This window comes from Massilia sp. LMS1-1-1.1, assembly GCF_040815535.1.
Classification (GTDB): Bacteria; Pseudomonadota; Gammaproteobacteria; order Burkholderiales; family Burkholderiaceae_D; genus Janthinobacterium; species Janthinobacterium aestuarii.
In genome coordinates this window covers 107,478-126,499 of the sequence record NZ_JBFPNG010000065.1, presented here as the reverse complement: position 1 = coordinate 126,499, position 19,022 = coordinate 107,478, and the positions used below count along the sequence as shown (strand labels likewise).

General features: G+C 62.5%; 18 protein-coding genes and 1 riboswitch. Of the genes, 5 read left to right on the top strand and 13 right to left on the bottom strand.

Annotated elements, in window-relative coordinates; all coding sequences use genetic code 11:
• Positions 1 to 236: 236 nt before the first annotated feature.
• The 3 genes from MRBLMS1_RS27535 to MRBLMS1_RS27525 all read left to right on the top strand — a co-directional run bounded on the left by MRBLMS1_RS27535 (position 237) and on the right by MRBLMS1_RS27525 (position 2,466).
• On the top strand, positions 237 to 632 hold the full coding sequence (locus tag MRBLMS1_RS27535) for a hypothetical protein (protein WP_034749142.1): 396 nt from the start codon (positions 237 to 239) through the stop codon (positions 630 to 632).
• Between the two features lie 83 nt (positions 633 to 715).
• Positions 716 to 1,672 (top strand): homoserine kinase, encoded by a 957-nt coding sequence (locus tag MRBLMS1_RS27530; RefSeq protein ID WP_485883496.1) that lies wholly within the window; start codon positions 716 to 718, stop codon positions 1,670 to 1,672.
• 2 nt (positions 1,673 to 1,674) lie between these two features.
• The gene (locus tag MRBLMS1_RS27525) at positions 1,675 to 2,466 is read left to right on the top strand and encodes a BPSS1780 family membrane protein (protein ID WP_485883494.1); all 792 of its coding nucleotides are present in this window, start codon (positions 1,675 to 1,677) and stop codon (positions 2,464 to 2,466) included.
• 171 nt (positions 2,467 to 2,637) lie between these two features.
• Here MRBLMS1_RS27525 and MRBLMS1_RS27520 read toward each other — a convergent pair whose 3' ends face one another.
• On the bottom strand, positions 2,638 to 4,941 hold the full coding sequence (locus tag MRBLMS1_RS27520; RefSeq protein WP_070305791.1) for a UvrD-helicase domain-containing protein: 2,304 nt from the start codon (positions 4,939 to 4,941) through the stop codon (positions 2,638 to 2,640).
• Between the two features lie 108 nt (positions 4,942 to 5,049).
• Between MRBLMS1_RS27520 and MRBLMS1_RS27515 the strand changes: the two genes are divergently transcribed.
• Entirely contained in the window at positions 5,050 to 5,325 is a 276-nt protein-coding gene (locus MRBLMS1_RS27515) for a hypothetical protein (protein ID WP_485883491.1), read from the top strand.
• Here MRBLMS1_RS27515 and MRBLMS1_RS27510 read toward each other — a convergent pair.
• The 12 genes from MRBLMS1_RS27510 to MRBLMS1_RS27455 all read right to left on the bottom strand — a co-directional run bounded on the left by MRBLMS1_RS27510 (position 5,322) and on the right by MRBLMS1_RS27455 (position 16,702).
• Positions 5,322 to 6,176 (bottom strand): hypothetical protein, encoded by an 855-nt coding sequence (locus tag MRBLMS1_RS27510; RefSeq protein ID WP_485883489.1) that lies wholly within the window; start codon positions 6,174 to 6,176, stop codon positions 5,322 to 5,324. The two genes, MRBLMS1_RS27515 and MRBLMS1_RS27510, sit on opposite strands and share 4 nt — an antisense overlap.
• Before the next feature lie 183 nt (positions 6,177 to 6,359).
• On the bottom strand, positions 6,360 to 7,466 hold the full coding sequence (locus MRBLMS1_RS27505) for an S-(hydroxymethyl)glutathione dehydrogenase/class III alcohol dehydrogenase (RefSeq protein ID WP_152284325.1): 1,107 nt from the start codon (positions 7,464 to 7,466) through the stop codon (positions 6,360 to 6,362).
• 93 nt (positions 7,467 to 7,559) lie between these two features.
• Positions 7,560 to 8,192 (bottom strand): ANTAR domain-containing response regulator, encoded by a 633-nt coding sequence (locus tag MRBLMS1_RS27500; protein ID WP_034749164.1) that lies wholly within the window; start codon positions 8,190 to 8,192, stop codon positions 7,560 to 7,562.
• Between the two features lie 78 nt (positions 8,193 to 8,270).
• A complete protein-coding gene (gene thiE, locus MRBLMS1_RS27495) occupies positions 8,271 to 8,882 on the bottom strand; it encodes a thiamine phosphate synthase (protein ID WP_139091724.1) in 612 nt (203 codons plus the stop codon).
• A gap of 10 nt (positions 8,883 to 8,892) precedes the next feature.
• On the bottom strand, positions 8,893 to 9,648 hold the full coding sequence (locus MRBLMS1_RS27490) for a hydroxymethylpyrimidine/phosphomethylpyrimidine kinase (protein ID WP_485883486.1): 756 nt from the start codon (positions 9,646 to 9,648) through the stop codon (positions 8,893 to 8,895).
• Between the two features lie 8 nt (positions 9,649 to 9,656).
• Positions 9,657 to 10,448: a thiazole synthase gene (locus tag MRBLMS1_RS27485; protein WP_070305799.1), complete on the bottom strand. Its 792-nt coding sequence runs from the start codon at positions 10,446 to 10,448 to the stop codon at positions 9,657 to 9,659.
• Positions 10,449 to 10,463: 15 nt separating this feature from the next.
• Positions 10,464 to 10,676, bottom strand: a complete 213-nt coding sequence (gene thiS, locus MRBLMS1_RS27480; protein ID WP_485883483.1) for a sulfur carrier protein ThiS — start codon at positions 10,674 to 10,676, stop codon at positions 10,464 to 10,466.
• An 11-nt stretch (positions 10,677 to 10,687) separates the two neighbouring features.
• Entirely contained in the window at positions 10,688 to 12,601 is a 1,914-nt protein-coding gene (gene thiC / locus MRBLMS1_RS27475; protein ID WP_485883481.1) for a phosphomethylpyrimidine synthase ThiC, read from the bottom strand.
• A gap of 79 nt (positions 12,602 to 12,680) precedes the next feature.
• Positions 12,681 to 12,796: riboswitch (TPP riboswitch) on the bottom strand.
• An 83-nt stretch (positions 12,797 to 12,879) separates the two neighbouring features.
• The gene (locus MRBLMS1_RS27470) at positions 12,880 to 13,137 is read right to left on the bottom strand and encodes a hypothetical protein (RefSeq protein WP_485883479.1); all 258 of its coding nucleotides are present in this window, start codon (positions 13,135 to 13,137) and stop codon (positions 12,880 to 12,882) included.
• 39 nt (positions 13,138 to 13,176) lie between these two features.
• On the bottom strand, positions 13,177 to 13,983 hold the full coding sequence (locus MRBLMS1_RS27465; protein ID WP_485883477.1) for a response regulator: 807 nt from the start codon (positions 13,981 to 13,983) through the stop codon (positions 13,177 to 13,179).
• A 28-nt stretch (positions 13,984 to 14,011) separates the two neighbouring features.
• Complete coding sequence (locus MRBLMS1_RS27460; RefSeq protein ID WP_485883475.1) at positions 14,012 to 15,916, bottom strand: PAS domain-containing hybrid sensor histidine kinase/response regulator; 1,905 nt, start codon at positions 15,914 to 15,916, stop codon at positions 14,012 to 14,014.
• A gap of 45 nt (positions 15,917 to 15,961) precedes the next feature.
• Positions 15,962 to 16,702 (bottom strand): Crp/Fnr family transcriptional regulator, encoded by a 741-nt coding sequence (locus tag MRBLMS1_RS27455; protein WP_046683441.1) that lies wholly within the window; start codon positions 16,700 to 16,702, stop codon positions 15,962 to 15,964.
• A 235-nt stretch (positions 16,703 to 16,937) separates the two neighbouring features.
• On the opposite strand from MRBLMS1_RS27455, the gene MRBLMS1_RS27450 reads away from it, so the two are divergent.
• A complete protein-coding gene (locus tag MRBLMS1_RS27450; protein ID WP_485883472.1) occupies positions 16,938 to 19,022 on the top strand; it encodes a putative bifunctional diguanylate cyclase/phosphodiesterase in 2,085 nt (694 codons plus the stop codon).

Here is a 19,022-nt window from a genome sequence, read left to right as displayed (position 1 = left end):
CGGAATATCGCACAATTATCGCAGAGTTTAAGGCCGCGCCACCGGCCGCCACGCGTGCCGTTCCTGGCGTTTTCAGCAAGCTGGCGGGTCCGTGCGGGCGCGCGGGCTGCCGTTGCCAGCCATTTCGGCGCAATTAAACAGCATTGCCTACCAGTTTGTTACAATGCCTTATAGATAAATTGACGGCATTACACCACTGCACGCGCTGCAGCCCCACACATGGAAGCGAACCCATCATGATGCGTACATCGACACTCTGGACATTCCTCGCCCTGCCCCTGCTGGCATGTTCAGCCATTGCCAGCGCCCAGACGCCGGCCAAACCGAGCGACGCGCCACCCCAGCTCGAACGTATCGAGGAAATGGGCGAAGCACCGATCACCGTGGCGCCAGCGGCGGCCAAGCAGCAAATCACCGAAAAACGCGAAGCGGGCGTGACGTCCGAAGTCAAAGTCACGAGCGGCGGCAGCACCTATTACATGAAGCCGGCCGCCGGTGGCGACCAGGCCAACGGCAACGCCTTGCGCGGCCCGCAATGGAAAGTGCTGGAATTTGACCTGGGCAAGAAGAAACAGAAACAACGCGATGAAGAGGCAGCGGACGCGCCAGCACCACCCGCACCAGCGAAGTAAGCAGCCACTCTCTTCTGCCCTGCCCCGGCCATCTGCGGGGCAGCCGGCTTTTTTTGACCTTTTAGACCATTCCCCTCTTTCCCATGGCAGTTTTTACCGCGCTACACCTGGACGATATCGGCCAGTGGATCACGCAGTTTCCACTCGGCAAACCTCTGGCGCTCAAGGGCATCGCGTCCGGCATCGAAAACAGCAATTTTTTCCTGAGCACGGAGCGCGGCGAGTACGTGCTGACGATCTTTGAAAACCTCAGCTTCGAGCAATTGCCGTTCTATCTGCAACTGATGCGCCATTTGGCGGACCGGGGCGTACTGGTGCCGGCGCCGATCGCCAATGCGGACGGCGAACTGGTGACGGCCCTGCAAGGCAAGCCGGCCGCCATCGTCAGCAAACTCGACGGCAGCTCGCAGATGGCGCCGCAAGCCGTGCATTGCGCGGCCGTCGGCGCCATGCTGGCGAAAATGCATCTGGCGGCGCAGGATTTCCCCCTGCAGCAGCCGAATTTGCGGGGACTGGACTGGTGGAACTCCACCACACCGCTGGTCTTGCATCACCTCGACGATGCCAAAGCGCACTTGCTGCGCGCGGAAATCCATTTCCAGGACGCCTTTGCTGCCTGCGATACGTATAAAGCCATCCCGCGCGGTCCCGTACATGCCGACTTGTTCCGCAACAACGTCATGTTTGACGGCGAGCAACTGACGGGCTTTTTCGACTTTTATTTTGCCGGCTGCGACACGTGGCTGTTCGACGTGGCCGTCACCGTCAACGACTGGTGCGTGGACCTGGCCACGGGCGTGCTCGACACGGTGCGCGTGCGCGCCCTGCTCGACGCCTACCAGGCCGTACGCCCGTTTACGCACGAAGAACAAACGGCATGGCAACCGATGCTGCGCGCCGCCGCGCTGCGCTTCTGGCTGTCGCGCCTGTACGATTATTACCAGCCGCGCGAAGCGGAAATGCTGACCCCGCACGATCCCACGCATTTCGAACGCATTCTGCGCGAACGTATCGCCACACCTGCTCCGGAACTGTTTTAAATATGGAAAAATTACCTGCAAGTACAGGTTGGCAATGGGTGAAACAAGGCTTTGGCCTGTTTCGCAAGCAACCTGGCGGCATGTCGATGCTGTTTCTCGGCTATATGTTCTGCATGCTGGCCGTCAGCATCGTGCCCGTGCTCGGCCAATTGCTGCCCGTCATCCTGGTCCCCGTGTTTTCCGTCGCCTTCGTGCAAGGCTGCCTGAATATCGACCAGGGCAAGCGCGTCCTGCCCAGCCTGCTGATCTCGGGCTTCCGCAAGCCCGCGTTTCCTTCCCTGTTCGGCCTGGGCGTGCTGTACATCCTGATGGCCATCGTTGCCATCGGCGCCTCGACCCTGGTGGACGATGGTTTGCTGTGGAAACTGGTCACCGGGCAACTGACGGAAGAAGCGGCACGCGCCGCCATCCCCGAATCGCGCCTGGGCCTCGGCATCCTGCTGGCCATCGTGCTGTACGTGCCGGCCGCCATGGCCTTCTGCTTTGCCGCGCCGCTGATCTACTGGAAACAAGTCAGCCTGGGCAAGGCCCTGTTCTTCAGCTTTTTCGCCGTCTGGCGTTCGCTGTCGGCCTTCATCGTCTTCGCCGCCACCTGGTTCGCCATCAGCATCGTCACCAGCCAGTTGCTGGCCGTCATCTTTGGCCGCACGCAGCTGATGATGCAACTGATGATGCCGCTGTCGATGATACTCACCATCATCATGCATTGCTCGTTCTATGCCGCCTACCGCCAGATCTTCGGCCTGCCCGTCGATGAGAGCAAGACGGTGTCGCTGGACAAGACCGGCGAGTGATCGCCAGACACCGGTCGGCCGCGTAATCTGACGCTGCGAGGCCGACAATGGTGTCGGATTACGCTTCGCTAATCCGACCTACGCGACCGGCCAGTAAGTCGGATTAGCGGGGCCGAAGGCCACGCGTAATGCGACAACATTGTTAGCGCCCGCGTTGGTGACGGATGGCCGTCACAGCCGTTCCAGCTTCGCAATCCCCAGGTCCAGCACCTTCATGCCGTGCTGTCCGAAATTGATTTGCGCGCGCGCATTGCCGCCGCCGCCTTCAATATTGACGATCACGCCTTCGCCGAACTTGGCGTGCGCCACGGATTCGCCGATGCGCCAGCCGCCGCCCGTGGCTTTTTGCGCGATCTTTTGCGCAATCGCATTATCCGAACCGAGGCTGACCACACGTGGCGCCTCATCCCAGGCCGACTTGCGGTTGCCGAACCAGTTCGCCTGCACCTTCGGCGACAGCCATTTCAGCGATTCTTCCGGCAATTCGTCGAAGAAGCGCGATTTCATGTTGTAGCGCGTCTGGCCATGCAGCATGCGCGTCTGCGAAAAGCTCATGTACAGCCGCTTGCGCGCGCGCGTGATGGCCACGTACATCAGCCGGCGTTCCTCTTCCACGCCATTGTCTTCCTTCGAACTGCTTTCGTGCGGGAACAGGCCCTCTTCCAGGCCGGTAATGAACACATTGTCGAATTCCAGGCCCTTGGCCGAGTGCACCGTCATCATCTGCAGCGCATCCTGGCCCGCCTGCGCCTGGTTATCGCCCGCTTCCAGCGACGCGTGCGACAGGAAGGCGGACAGCGGCGACATCACGGCCGGCAGCGGCGCGTCCGCGTCGAGGATTTCGATGCCATCCTGGTTCACGACGGGCGCGCCCGACTGCGCCTGGGCGGCAGGGCCCAGATGGGCCGGTGCCCCCTGGCCGAAACCTTCCTCGGAAATGAACTGGCTGGCCGCGCTGACCATCTGCTCCAAGTTCTCGATGCGGTCGGCGCCTTCTTTTTCGTTCTGGTAATGCTGGAGCAAGGTACTCGCTTCCAGCACCACTCTGACCATTTCCGGCAAGGACAATTGCTGCGTTTCAAAGCGCACGCCTTCGATCAGCTTGACGAAGCCGGCCAACACGCTGCCCGCCTTGCCCGCCACATACGGCACGGAGGCGTACAGCGAAATGCCGTACTGTTCCGAGGCGGCCTGCAATTGCTCGATCGAGCGCATGCCGATGCCGCGCGTGGGGAAATTGACCACGCGCAAGAAGGCCGAATCGTTGTGCGGATTGTCCATCAATTGCAAATAGGCAATCGCGTGCTTGACCTCGGCGCGCTGGAAGTAGCGCTGGCCGCCATACACGTGATACGGAATCGCGGCCGAAAATAGCGCATGTTCGATCACGCGCGACTGCGCGTTCGAGCGGTACAAGATCGCGATTTCGCTGCGCGAAGCGCCATCGGCGATCAGGCTTTTCGCCTCTTCGATGATCCACTGCGCTTCCTGCAAGTCGGAACTGGCTTCATACACGCGCACCTGCTCGCCATGGCCCGCGTCCGTGCGCAGATTCTTGCCCAGGCGCTTGCTGTTGTTCGCGATCAGCACGTTGGCGCTGTCGAGGATGTGGCCATGCGAGCGGTAGTTCTGCTCGAGCTTGATCAAGTTCTTGACCTGGAACTCATGCTCGAAGGCGCTCATATTGCCCACGTTGGCGCCGCGGAACGCGTAGATGCTCTGGTCATCGTCGCCGACGGCAAACAGGGCGCCGCCATCGCGGCTGCCGTGGCCAGCCAGCAATTTGAGCCAGTTGTATTGCAGGTTATTCGTATCCTGGAACTCGTCCACCAGAATATGGCGGAAACGGGCCTGGTAATGTTCGCGCAGCGGTTGATTGCGGCTGAGCAATTCATACGTGCGCAGCAGCAATTCCGCAAAATCGACGACGCCTTCGCGCTGGCACTGGTCGTCGTACAGCTGGTACAGCTCGACCATCTTGCGCTCGTGCGCGTCGTACGCTTCCACGTCCGTGGCGCGCAAGCCCTGGTCCTTGGCGTTGTTGATGAAATACATCACCGTCTTCGGCGGGAATTTCTCATCATCGATGTTGTTTGCCTTCAACAAGCGCTTGATCACCGACAATTGATCCTGAGAATCGAGGATCTGGAACGTTTGCGGCAAGGCGGCGTCGCGGTAGTGCGTGCGCAGCAGGCGGTTGCACAGGCCGTGGAAGGTGCCGATCCACATGCCGCGCGTATTGATCGGCAGCATGGCCGACAATCGCGTGAGCATTTCCTTGGCGGCTTTATTGGTAAACGTCACGGCCAGGATGCCGGGCGGCGATACCTGCTGGGTCTGGATCAGCCACGCGATGCGGGTGGTCAGCACGCGGGTCTTGCCCGAACCGGCGCCCGCCAGGATCAGCGCATGCTGCGCCGGCAAGGTGACGGCAGCCAATTGTTCGGGATTGAGGTTGTGAAGAAGATTTTGCATCCCGTGATTATACCGGCATGGCTAAAAATACTGTGCATTTGTCCAGCGGTCGCGGCATTTTACCCACGCGCGCTACAATCACCATCCCGACACCGCAGCCTGTATACCATGACACCACCGCCCCACCTCGACGGCGCCCGCGTACTGGCCTGGGCCTGGTCCGACCAGCCCTTCGGCCATGTCACCAATGAGCATGGTGGCGCCCCCACCGCCATCCACGGCCTGGCCGTGTGCCGCTACGCAGACGAAGCGCGCGTCTACCGTTTCAGCTGCGACGCGCAATGGGAAACAGTGCAGGATGACGTGCATGCCAGCGAGGACGATGCCAGGGAGCGGTTGCCGGCGCAATACCGCGCCGTGGCCGCCACCTGGCATAGAGGCTAACGCACCAGCTTCGCCTTGCCTTCGCTGAGCGCCTGAGCGATTACCTGGCGCGTGGTCTTGTCGGCGATCTTGACGACTTTTTCCTGCTGGCGGCCCAGGTCGCCCATTTGTTTGCCCAGCGCTTCCATCGGCTTGCTGCGCTGCTCCATCTGGCGCGACATCTGCTCCACTTTCTCGGCCTCGCGCTCGTGCACGTCGGCGATGCGGTCGTTGATCTCTTCCATCTCTTCCTGCGCATCTTCCATCTGCTGCTGCAGGCGCTCCACGTCGCGCTCGGCCGCGCGGCGCGCCGCGTCGCTCGTTGCCAGCGCCTGGCGGCGCGAGGCGTCACCGAGCTTGCGGCCCAGCTCCTGCTGCTGGCGGCCCAGCACGCGCAGCTGTTCCGACTCGCGCGCGCTGCCTTTTTCCAGACTGCGCGCGCCCATCTTGCGGCCCATTTCGCCCATGGCCTTGCCATGCGCGCCCATTTGATCGCCGAGCGCGCTCATCTCCTTGCCGATCTGTTTCGAAGGCTGCCATGCCGTACGCACCTTGCCCAGCAAGGCCGCATCCTGCAGCACATAGGCCTGCCCCTGGTCGCGGAACCACAGGAACGGTCCCTTGATCGAGCGCTTGAGCTTTTCCACCTGCTGCGAGTGAATATCGCTGTCGACGACGATGACGCCCTCGCTATCCGTGGCGCCGTCGACGAGCGCATAGCTTTCGCCCTTGTCGATCGAACGGCTGACCTGCACGCTGGGTGCGGCCGGCGGGGCAGGCGGCGCGGGCGGCTGCGGCGGTTGCACGGCCAGCGCGCTGCCGCCAAGCAGGATACCGGCCAGGCTGAGGATCAAACGGTAGGAAGTGGACATGGCTGCCTCGTCGCAAAAGTAGTAGAGCATTGACTTTAGCGGCGGATGGAGCACGGCTCCAGCGCGGTGCGACAGGCTGCAAAAAGACCTGCCTGGATGGCAGACACGGACGATGGATGGAACGCCGGGCAAAAAAAACGGAGGCCGCAGCCTCCGCAAAACGCCGTGGTACGGCGTAATGTATTAGTACAGCACGACGGAGCGGATCGATTCTCCGCTCTTCATCAGGTCGAAGCCCTGGTTGATGTCGTCGAGCTTCAGGCGGTGCGTGATCAAATCGTCGATGTTGAGCTTGCCTTCCATATACCAGTCGACGATCTTCGGTACGTCCGTGCGTCCCCGTGCGCCACCGAAGGCGGAACCTTTCCACACGCGTCCCGTCACCAGCTGGAATGGACGGGTGGAAATTTCCTGGCCGGCCGCCGCCACGCCGATGATGATGGACTGGCCCCAGCCCTTGTGGCAGCACTCGAGCGACTGGCGCATGGTGGTGGTGTTGCCAATGCATTCAAAACTGTAATCGGCGCCGCCGTCCGTCAGCTGCACGATGGTGTCGACCACATTTTCCACCTCGTTGGCGTTGACGAAATGCGTCATGCCGAACTTGCGTGCGATTTCCTGACGCGCCGGGTTGATGTCCACGCCGATGATCTTGTCGGCGCCGACCATCTTGGCTGCCTGGATCACATTCAGGCCGATGCCGCCCAGGCCGAACACGACGACATTGGCGCCTGCTTCCACCTTGGCCGTAAACAGCACGGCGCCCACACCGGTGGTGACGCCGCAGCCGATGTAGCAGACCTTGTCGAACGGCGCATCTTCGCGGATCTTCGCCAGGGCGATTTCCGGCACGACGATGTAATTCGAGAACGTGGACGTGCCCATGTAGTGGAAGATCGGCTTGCCGTCGATAGAAAAGCGCGAGGTCGCGTCCGGCATCAGGCCACGGCCCTGGGTCGAGCGGATCGACTGGCACAAATTGGTTTTTTGCGACAGGCAGAATTTGCACTGGCGGCATTCCGGCGTGTACAGGGGAATGACGTGGTCATCTTTTTTCAGGCTTTTCACGCCCGGGCCCACGTCGACGACGATGCCGGCGCCTTCATGGCCCAGGATGGACGGGAAGATACCTTCCGGATCGGCGCCCGACAAAGTGTAGTAATCGGTATGGCAAATGCCCGTGGCCTTGATCTCGACCAGTACCTCGCCCTCGCGCGGGCCGGCCAGGTCGACTTCCTCGATGGTCAAAGGCGCGCCCGCCTTCCATGCAATCGCTGCTTTGGTTTTCATGTGTGTCCTGTGGTGTGTGCTGTGTATGGTTGAACCGGGCGCGCCAGCGCGCCGTATCGCCACATCATAGCAAAGCAGGCGCCAGGAAAACGCTTACTTGGTTTTTGCGCGGTTCAAAAAGGCGCCGTGCAAGCCGTTCAGGGTTTCCTCGGCCAGCAGCAGCTGGCTGGCGATTTCATTGATCTTGCGGCGGCTGGAACGGGCATGGTCGCGCAGCACTTCGAAAGCAGTGTTGCGGTCCGTCTGGAACTTGCCCATCAGTAAACCCACGGCCAGGCTCGTTTCGCGGCCGGCGGCCAGCGCCGCGTTCAGGTTCAGCTCCGTGCGGCGCAGCTGGCGGATTTCATCGGCGCGCGCCAGGCCCGCTTCGAACGCCGGCATCAAGCGGCCCTCGTCGACGGGTTTCACCACGTAACCGACGGCGCCGTAGGCGGCCGCCTGCTTGCCCGATTCGCTGTCGCCGCTGCCGGACAGGAACATGAACGGCACGGCCGTTTCGCCATGCAGGCGCTTGGCCAGTTCCAGGCCGGACATGCCCGGCATGTGGATGTCGAGCAAGGCCAGGTCCGGCTCGCGCTGAGCGATCAGCTGCAGCGCCACTTCGGCCGAATGGGCCAGGGCTGTTTCGTAGCCGGCATGGCGCAGGACTTCGCCGAGGAACTCCAACAGGAGCTGGTCATCGTCAACGATCAGGATAAGGCGTTTCGCGGCGGCTGGCTGACTCATGGGTGGGGGACCTCGGTAATGAATGATGCTCTTATTATATGCCGATTATTCCCCCAATCCAGCCTTGCACGCCACTGTTCATGCCGCAAACAAATGATTGAATTGCTGCACCGCAATATCTACATCGTCCGCCTGGTAGACGCTGCTGATGGCCGCCACCATGTCGGCCCCACGCGCGGCCAGCGGCGCGGCGTTCTCCGGCGTCATGCCGCCGATCACCACACACGGCAAGGCGATCTCGCGTTTCGCCTGCAGCACGATGTCGAGCGGCGTCGTCACCGGGTACTTTTTCACCAGCGATGGATAAAAGCCGCCGAAGGCCACATAGCTGGCGCCGCCCGCCTCCGCCGTCCGTGCCAGGGCCATGTCGCCATAGCACGAGGCACCGACGATCTTGTCCTTGCCCAGGCGCGCGCGCACCTGCGCGACGGACGCATCCGTGCCGCCCACGTGCACGCCGTCCGCGTCGAGCTCTTCGCACAGCTCGATGAAGTCGTTGATGATGAAAGGCACGCCATACTTGCGGGCCAGCGCCAGCAAGGCGCCCGCCTGCTCGCGCCGCTGCTCCGCTTCCGCGCTCTTGTGGCGGTATTGCAGCAAGGCCACGCCCTCCTGCAAGGCTTGCTCGCTCACGTCGAGCAGGCGGTCGGTGTCGTCCCAGTTCGGGGTGACCAGATACAGTCCACGCATGATATTTTCCTTATTGAATGAATCGTTGCGGCATCAACTGACCAGGCGCAATCGCAAACGCGCCGGCCAGGGCCGCATGGCAATAACGTTGCGCGCCATCGAGCGCCTCTTGCATCGGCATGCCTTGCGCCAGGCGCGCCGCGATGGCAGACGCCAAAGTGCAGCCGCTGCCGTGAAATTCGCCGGGCAGGCGCGGCCAGCGCCACTCGCGCTCGCTGCCAGCACCATCGAACCAGCGGTTGACGATCACCTCGCCTTCGCCGTGGCCGCCCGTCACCAGCACGTTCTCACAGCCTTGCGCAAGCAAATTGTCTGCGCCGCCGAGAGCCAGCGCTTCCGGCCCGTTCGGTACGATGATGGTCGTCAACGGCAGCAAGGGCGCCAGCGCCAGCACGGCGCCGTCCCGGCTGAGCACGTCGCCATGGCCGCTGGCCAGCACGGGGTCTAGCACGACTGGCAAGCTTGAGCGAATCAGCCGCAATTGCGCGATCAGTTGCGCGATGACGGCCGCGTTCGCGGCGCTGCCGGGAATGCCGATCTTGACGGCATGAATCGCCATCTTGTCGATCAGCGCCTGCGCCTGCCGGCGCAGCAATTCTGGCGCCACCGGCTCGACGCCAAAGACCCTGTCGTTGTCCTGCACCGTCAGCGCCGTGATGACGGGCAAGGCATGCGCGCCCTGCGCCGCAATGGCCACGATATCGGCGGCGATGCCGGCGCCACCCGACGGATCGGCGCCGGCAAACACGAGCACAGTGTGGCGCATCGGCACCGTCACGCCAGGCGGCCCGCCATCGGCGACGACGGCGACGCGGCAAATTTACGGGGCATGCGTCCCGCCAGGAATGCTTCGCGCCCGGCCCGCACGGCCAGCTTCATCGCATGCGCCATGCGCACGGGGTCGCGCGCGCCGGCAATGGCCGTATTCATCAGCACGCCATCGCAGCCGAGTTCCATGGCGATGGCCGCATCGGAAGCCGTGCCCACGCCGGCATCGACGAGCACCGGCACTTTCGCCTGGTCGATGATCAGCGACAAATTCCACGGATTCAAGATGCCCATGCCCGAGCCGATCAGGGACGCCAGCGGCATGACGGCCACGCAGCCGATGTCTTCCAGAATCTTCGCCTGGATGGGGTCGTCGCTACAGTAGACCATCACGTCAAAACCATCCTTGACCAGCGCCTCGGCCGCGATCAACGTTTCCGGCATGTGCGGGAACAGGGTCTTCTCGTCACCGAGCACTTCGAGTTTCACCAGATTGCGTCCGCCCAGCAGCTCGCGCGCCAGTTGCAGGGTGTAGACGGCGTCTTTGGCGTTGTAGCAGCCAGCCGTGTTCGGCAAAATCGTGTACTGGTCGGGCGGCACGACATCGAGCAGGCTGGGCGCGTTCGGGTCTTGCCCGATATTCACGCGCCGGATCGCCACCGTGATGATCTGTGCCTCGGCCGCATCCGTCGCTTCGCGCGTCTGCGGCAAATCCTTGTACTTGCCGCTACCGACCAGCAAGCGCGATTGATACTGTTTTCCTGCGATGGTCAGCAGGTCGTTGTTATTACTGTTCATTGCTTTTTCCTTAGTTCAGCCGCCGCCGATGGCGCGTACTATTTCAACCTGGTCTTGTACCTGCAAGACCTGCCCCTGCCACGCCTTGCGCGGCACGACATTGCGGTTGACGGCCAGCGCCAGCGCCTGGTTTTCCAGCGACAGGGTGGCGATCAATTGGTCGAGGGTTTGCCCCGGCGGCACCTGGTGCGGTGCGCCGTTGAGCGTGATGTTGATGAATGCAGGCATCACGCTCTCCCTCAGACCTTGCGGTACAGCTCGGCACCGTTCTTGATGAATTCGATGGCCTTGATTTCCATGCCCTGCTTGAGCACCTTGTCTTCCGCGATGCCCATGCCGGCCGCGTATTCGCGCACTTCCTGCGTGATCTTCATCGAGCAGAAATGCGGGCCGCACATGGAGCAGAAATGCGCCACCTTGGCAGAATCCTTGGGCAAGGTTTCATCGTGGAATTCGCGCGCCTTGTCCGGGTCCAGGCCGATATTGAACTGGTCGTCCCAGCGGAATTCGAAGCGGGCTTTCGACAGGGCGTTGTCGCGGATTTGCGCGCCCGGATGGCCCTTGGCCAGGTCGGCCGCGTGCGCCGCAATCTTGTAGGTGATGATGCCGTCCTTGACGTCCGCCTTGTTGGGCAGGCCCAGATGTTCCTTCGGCGTCACGTAACACAACATGGCCGTGCCATACCAGCCGATCATGGCCGCGCCAATGCCCGAGGTGATGTGGTCGTAGCCGGGAGCGATATCGGTCGTCAATGGCCCCAGGGTATAGAACGGCGCTTCGCCGCACTGTTCCAGCTGCAAGTCCATGTTTTCTTTAATGAGCTGCATCGGAACGTGGCCCGGGCCTTCGATCATCACTTGCACGTCGTGCTTCCAGGCGACTTGCGTCAGCTCGCCCAAGGTTTTCAGTTCGCCCAGCTGCGCCTCGTCGTTGGCGTCGTAGATGGAGCCGGGACGCAAGCCGTCGCCCAGCGAGAACGACACGTCGTACGCCTTCATGATTTCGCAAATCTCCTCGAAATGCGTGTACAGGAACGATTCCTGGTGGTGCGCCAGACACCATTTCGCCATGATGGAGCCGCCGCGCGACACGATGCCCGTCAGGCGCTTGGCAGTCATCGGCACATAGCGCAGCAGCACGCCCGCGTGGATGGTGAAGTAGTCGACGCCCTGCTCGGCCTGCTCGATCAGGGTATCGCGGAAGATTTCCCACGTCAGGTCTTCGGCCTTGCCATTGACCTTTTCCAAGGCCTGGTAGATGGGCACGGTGCCGATCGGCACGGGGCTGTTGCGCACGATCCATTCGCGCGTCTCGTGGATATGTTTACCTGTGGACAAATCCATCACGTTGTCGCCACCCCAGCGGATGGCCCAGGTCATCTTTTCCACTTCCTCGCCGATCGACGAGGTGACGGCCGAGTTGCCGATATTCGCGTTGATTTTCACGAGGAAATTGCGGCCGATAATCATCGGCTCGACTTCCGGATGGTTGATGTTGGCGGGGATGATGGCGCGGCCGCGGGCGATTTCCTCGCGCACGAATTCCGGCGTGATCTCGGCCGGGATGCTGGCGCCGAACGACTGGCCCGGATGCTGGCGGCCCATCAGGTCGGCCAGGCGCTCGCCCATGGGACCGGACGCTTTCAGCTCGCGCAAATATTCCTGGCGGCGCATGTTTTCGCGGATGGCGACGTATTCCATTTCCGGCGTGATGATGCCCTGGCGCGCGTAATGCATCTGCGTCACGTTCTTGCCGGCAATGGCGCGGCGCGGCTTGCGGTGCAGGTTGAAACGCAGCTCGGCCAGTTTTGGGTCCGCCAGACGGGCGATGCCATAGTCGGAGGTCGGGCCCGGCAATTCTTCCGTATCGGCACGTTCGACGATCCACGGCAGGCGCGGCGTATCGAGGCCCGAGCGGATGTCGATCTGCACGTCCGGGTCCGTGTACGGGCCGGACGTGTCGTAGACGTAGATCGGCGGATTCTTTTCGCCGCCGAACGACGCTTCCGTGTCGGACTGGCTGATCTCGCGCATGGGCACGCGGATGTCGGGGCGGCTGCCTTCAACATAGATCTTGCGCGAATTGGGCAGCGGCGCGATGGCGGCTTCGTCGACCGTGGCGGTGGCGGAGAGGAATTTCGGGTTGGCGTTCATTTTGGCTCCTTGGCTAGACTATTTTTAAGCCTGGAGCCAGCTAAGGAGGTTCGGCTGCGCGCACGCGGAAAGGCGGGGTGCGTTCATCCTAAAGCTTCCCTTCGCTGGCATTATCCAGATCAGGTTCGGAGGGTATTTCTCACCCGCGCTTGCACTGTGTTTCCACAGCGAAAGGCAGGACCCCTAGCGTTTGCCGCCTTGCGGCAGCGAGCCAATTATACGCGGTTCACGCCGCGCGGCCAGATGATTTCTTGCAGGTGTCGTCTTTGTACATCGCTCTACTTCTTCTTGCCCCAGCGCCAGCTGGTCGGTTCGCCTTTCAGCTGGCAGATGAAAATGAGCACGGCAACGATGGCCACTTCATACACGATGTAGCCGACCAGCATGGTTTGCGGCGGAAACAGGAAGGCGCCGCAGGCGAACAGCGCCAGCGCGGCCAGGAACACCAGCCAGCCCTGCCACGTGATGGGCAAGCCCCAGCCCCAGCCATAGGTCTTGGCGGGGAACCAGTATTGCGGCGTTAATTTGTCAGCCATGATGCTTTCCTAGTGGATATGGATAGCAGCAAGTATAAATCAGGCGCCGCGATGGCGCTCCGTGACATCGAGGCCGATGCCGCGGTAGCCGATGAAGCGGCTGCCATTGTCGAACATCGGTTCGCCGCTCACTTGCAGGTACTGCGTACTGCCGTCGAGGTTGGCGCGGCTGTAGATGAAATCGAGGAACGGTTCGCGCGCGGCAATTTTTGCGTCGAGCAAGGCGCGCTCGGCGGCATTCCAGCGCTGCGGCTCTGCCTCGCTGCCGATACCCAGCATTTCAGCCACGGGACCGGAAAAGCGCGTCAGATTGCCCTGCGCATCCTGTTCCCAGTACCAGTCGGACGACAGTTCCGTGAAACGCTGGAAGCGCGCTTCGCTTTCGCGCAGCTCCGCCGTGCGTTCTTCCACCATCTGCTCGAGCGACTTGTTGTATTCGGCCAGCTTCTGGTACAGCAGGCGCACTTCCAGCATGTTGTGGATGCGCGTTTTCACTTCCACCAGGTCGAACGGCTTGCTGACGAAATCCTTGGCGCCCGCTTGCAGCGCGCGCAGCTTGTGGCCGGGCTGGGCCGTGATCACCAGCACGGGCAGATAGCTGCCCGCCTCGATGTCGCGCAAGCCTTCCATGACTTCGAAGCCATCCATTTCCGGCATCTGCAAGTCGAGCAGGATCAGGTCGTAGCGGTGCTGCTGGTGCAGCGCCCGCACGGCTTGCGGGTCCATGGTGGACGTGATGCGCGTATAACCGGCATTGCGCAGCACCTGTTCCAGCAGCATGACATTGGCCTCCTGGTCATCGACGATGAGGATGCTGGCGTTCAGGATCTCGGTGGCTTGAAGCATGGCGGTATTCCTAAAAATAAATGCTGAATTAGCGTACTGCGTGAATGTCGTCGGCCAGGCCGTGCGCGGCCGCATGGTGCAGGGCCACGTCGAGCGCATCCATGAATTCGACGACCTTGATCGGCTTGGTCAGGTAGCGGAAGAAGCCCGCTTCCAGGCCCTTCTCGATGTCGCGCGGCACAGCATTGGCCGACAGGGCCATCACGGGAATATGGCTCGTCAGCGGATCGTCGTGCAGGATATGCAGGGCGCCAAAGCCGCTGATGCCGGGCAGGTTGATGTCCATCAAGATCACGTCCGGCTGATACGTGCGCGCCAGGTCGATGCCCAGGTGCGCATCGATGGCCGTGAGCAGCTTCAAATCGCTGCGGCGGGCAATCAATTGCTCCACCAGCGCCAGGTTGGCGGGATTGTCTTCCACGTACAGCAAGGTGCGCTGGCTTTCCTGCGGCTCCTGCACCTGCGGCAGCGCGTCGCCGTCGCCCAGCACCAGTGCCGGCGCGCTGCTGGCGGCCAGTTCAAACCAGAACGTGGTGCCCACGCCGACCGTGCTGTCGACGCCGATAGTACCGCCCATCAATTCGACCAGTTGCTTGGTGACGACGAGGCCGATGCCCGTGCCCTCTTCCGTGCTGTTTTCCTGTCCCAGGCGGTTGAACGGCTGGAACAGCTGGGCTACCTGGCCCGCGTCGAGTCCGGCGCCGCTGTCGCGCACACTGACCCGTACCTTGGTGCCGCGCTGGCTGCAATCGACGGTGACGGTGCCGCCGCCTTGGTTGTACTTGATGGCGTTCGACAGCAGGTTGACCATCACCTGTTTCACGCGCGTGCGGTCCGCATGCACGAAGTAGGCTTCGCCGCAGCGGGGGAAATGCATGCGGATGCCGCGTTTTTCCGCCTGCGGCGCGATCATCGCCTGGCAATCCTGCAACACGTCGAGCAGCGACATCGCTTCCTGCGACAAGGTGACCTTGCCCGATTCGATCATGGCCAGGTCGAGGATTTCATTGATCAGGCGCAGCAGATACCAGCCGCCCTTGAGGATTTGTTCGATCGAGCGCTGCTGCGGCGGGCTCGGTGGCGGCACGTCGGAGGCCATCAGCTGCGCAAAGCCCAGCACGGCATTCAGCGGCGTGCGCAATTCGTGGCTCATGCTCGACAAAAATTCGGACTTGGCGCGGTTGGCCTTTTCCGCCACCTGGCGCGCCTTCTTCAACTCAGCATTGTTGGTCTCGACCAGCGAGCGCGTGTACGCCTGCTGCTCCTGCAGGCGCTGGTCCAGCAAGGCCTGTTCCGCCTCGACCTGCTTGCGCACCGTGTTGTCCGTGCCGATCAGCAAGTAACCGATGACCTTGCTTTGCGCATCGCGCAAGGCCGTCACGGAAACGATGGCGGGAAAGCGGCTGCCATCCTTGCGGATGTAAGTCAGTTCATAGATGTCTTCGATGCCGCGCGTGGCCTTGAACACGAGCGCTTCCACGCCGGGCGTGATGACGGTGTCGAGTTCGGCACTGAGGGCGGCTGCGCGCGCGACGATTTCTTGCGCGTCAGAAATACCGGCCGGCGTCAGCTTGTCGACCACGTCGCTCGCCGCATAACCGAGCATGCGTTCGGCGCCCACGTTGAAAATCTGGATTACGCCCTGCGCATCGGTGGCGATGCATGAGAAATTGGCGCTGTTGAAAATCGCATCCTGCAAGGCGCCCGCCTTGAGCAGCTGGCGCGGCAGGCTGGCGGCCAGGGTGCGCCGGTACAGCGCCACGAGCAGCATCAGCAGCAAGAAGACCAGCGCATCGATGACGCATGCCGTCTCGAACGGCGCGCGCCAGGCCAGCAGGCCGATGGCCAGCAGCACGATGGCGCTGAACGAGAACGCCAGCGCCATGGGCCAGCGCGATGGTGCGCGCGGGGGAATGTTTTCGACAGATTGCATGGGGTAGCCCGGGCTGTGACAACGATAAAAGAGAGGATGCGGCGTTCAGCGCGCCTGGCGCTGGCGCACGTCCGACAACAGGCGCGTGAATTCCTTTTTGACCACGCCATAGCATTCGCATACATGGCCTTCGAGGCCGGCGCGGTCCAGCACGGAAATATGGCCGCGCCGGTAGCTGATAAAGCCGCGCGTCTGCAAACGCCCGGCCGCTTCCGTCACGCCTTCGCGGCGCACGCCCAGCATGTTGGCAATCAACTCCTGTGTCATCGTCAGCTCGCGGTTCGGCAGGCGGTCCATGGTCAGCAGCAGCCAGCGGCACAGCTGCTGTTCCACCGTATGGTGGCGGTTGCACACGGCCGTCTGCGACATTTGCGTGATCAAGGCTTGCGTATAGCGCAGCAGCAAGCGCATGACGGGACCGGCGCGGTCGAATTCTTCCATCAGCAAATGCGCCTTCAGCCGGTAACCGACGCCGCCCGTCTGCACGACGGCGCGGCTCGGCGTCGAGTTGCCGCCCATGAACAGCGACACGCCCACGACGCCTTCATTGCCGACACCGGCAATTTCCGACGAGCCGCCGTTTTCCAGCAGGTAGTGAATCGAAACGATGGCCGTGGTGGGGAAATACACATGCTGCAGCTTGTCGCCCGAATCGTAGATCACGTCACCGAGCAGCATCGATACTTGTTCCAGATGGGGAGCCAGGCGCGCGAAATCGGCGTCGAGCATGGCGGCGAGCAAATGGTTTTGATTCGGGTTGTGCAGCTGGGCATGCGGACTCGACATGGGCAGGTTTCCTGTTTTCCAGTCGTCAGCTAGGGGGGAGATGAAAGGCGTCCGAACGAGGGGCGCCATGCGGTGCAGCGTAACACAGCGCTGGCACAGTGACCCGACTATATTTCTTGTCGGCATGGCCGTCCGTTCGGTAGCGAACGGACGGCATTTCGCCGCGCACCCTACAGTCAGTCACTGCCCGGCCTGCCTGATCATGGATCGGCACCGGTGCTGCCACGGGACCACCATGCAATCATTCTTCAAACGCATCTCCATTTCCGTTTCCACCTCGGCCCTGCTCACCCTCGCGTTCGGGCTGTGCCTGACGGCCCTGTGCTACGCCTCGGCGCGCCAGATCGAAGCGGAAAGCGCACGGCTGCTGCTGCAGTACCACGCCAGCGGACACACCTTGGGCGCCGCCCTGCTGCCGGCCAAAGGCATGGGCCTGGACGCCAGCCATCGCGGCTCGCTGTATGTGCTGCTCGGTGGAATGCTGTCGAGCCTGCTGGCGGCCGCATACGTGTATCAGCTGGTCTCGCGCAATTCCGTGATTGCCCGCATCACGGGCGAACGCACGGCGGCGCTGCAGTTTGCCAATTTGCGCCTGTCCGAAGACATCGCCGCGCGCATGCACAATGAAAAGTCGCTGCGTTTGCGCGAACGCATCATCGAAGTGTCGGCCAACGCCATCATCCTGTGCAGCGCCGACGCGCCAGGCTACCTGATCGAATACGTCAACCCCGCCTTCGAGCGCATCACCGGCTATGCGGCCGGCGAAGTCATCGGCCAGCGCCTGGAAGACTTGCAGGGTCCCGAACAAGGGCGGCAAGACATGCACGCCATTACGGCGGCCCTGCGCGAACAACGCGAAGGCAAGGCCATCGTGCGCAATTTCCGCAAGGATGGCAGCAGCTACTGGAGCGAACTGTTCGTCGCCCCCGTGCGCGACGCTGGCGATGGCGCGCTCAGCCACTTTGTCGTGGCGCAATATGACATCAGCAGCGTCATGCGTTTTGAACAGGAACTGGAATTTCAGGCCAGGCACGATATCCTGACGGGCCTGGCCAACCGGGCCCTGCTGCGCGAACGGCTGGAGCAGGCGATGGCCGTGACGCGGCGCAGCGGCCTGCCCCTGTGGGTGGTCTTCATCGACCTCGACCGCTTTAAATTTGTCAACGATACCCTGGGCCACGATGCGGGCGACCTTGTGCTGAAAAGCGTGGCCGAGCGCCTGTGCGGCGCCACGCGCGAAGTCGACACGGTGGCGCGCCTGGGCGGCGACGAATTCGTGCTGCTGCTGCCCCAGCATGGCAATGGCGAGCCGGGCGCTGCCATCCTGCAACGCATCCAGGACGCCGTGGCGCAGCCGCTGCAACTGGGCGAATATGAGTTTTTTCTCAGCTGCTGCATGGGCGTGGCCGTGTATCCCGACGATGGCGGCGATGCCGACACCCTGATCAAGCATGCCGACATCGCCATGTACCGCGCCAAGGAACAGGGACGGGGCCACTGGCAATTCTATGCTTCGAGCATGAATGCGGGCACCCTGGAGCGGCTAGAACTGGAGAGCGAGTTGCGCCACGCGCTGGAACGGGGGCAGTTCCACCTCGAATACCAGCCCCAGCTGGACCTGGCCAGCGGCGCCGTGGTGGGCATGGAAGCGCTGCTGCGCTGGCAACATCCGCAACTGGGGCGTGTACCGCCTGCCAGCTTTATCGGCCTGGCCGAGGAAATGGGCTTGATCACACCCATCGGCGACTGGGTGCTGCGCACGGCATGCGCCCAGGCGCGCGCCTGGCAACTGGCCGGCCATGGCCCGCTGCGCCTGGCCGTCAACCTGTCGGCGCGGCAATTCAAACAAAAGAATTTGCTGCACGCGGTGGCGCAGGCGCTGGCGGACACGGGACTCGCCGCGGCCCACCTGGAACTGGAATTGACGGAAAGCATGGTCATGCATGACGTGGAGCAAGCCACGGCCATCATGGCCAAGCTGAAGGCGCTGGGCGTGCAACTGTCGATCGACGACTTCGGCACCGGCTATTCCAGCTTGGCCTACCTGCGCCACTTCCCCATCGACGTGCTGAAAATCGACAAAACCTTCGTCAGCGACATCACGCACAGCATGGACGACGCGGCCATCGTGCGCGCCATCATTTCGCTGGCGCACAGCCTGCGCCTGAAAGTCATCGCCGAAGGCGTGGAAACGGAACAGCAACTGGCCTTCCTGCGCCGGCACGGCTGCGACCAGATGCAGGGCTACCTGTTCAGCCGCCCCCTGGCCGCCGCCGCCTTCGAAACATTGCTGCTCGAAGGCAGCATGCTGCCCGCCTAG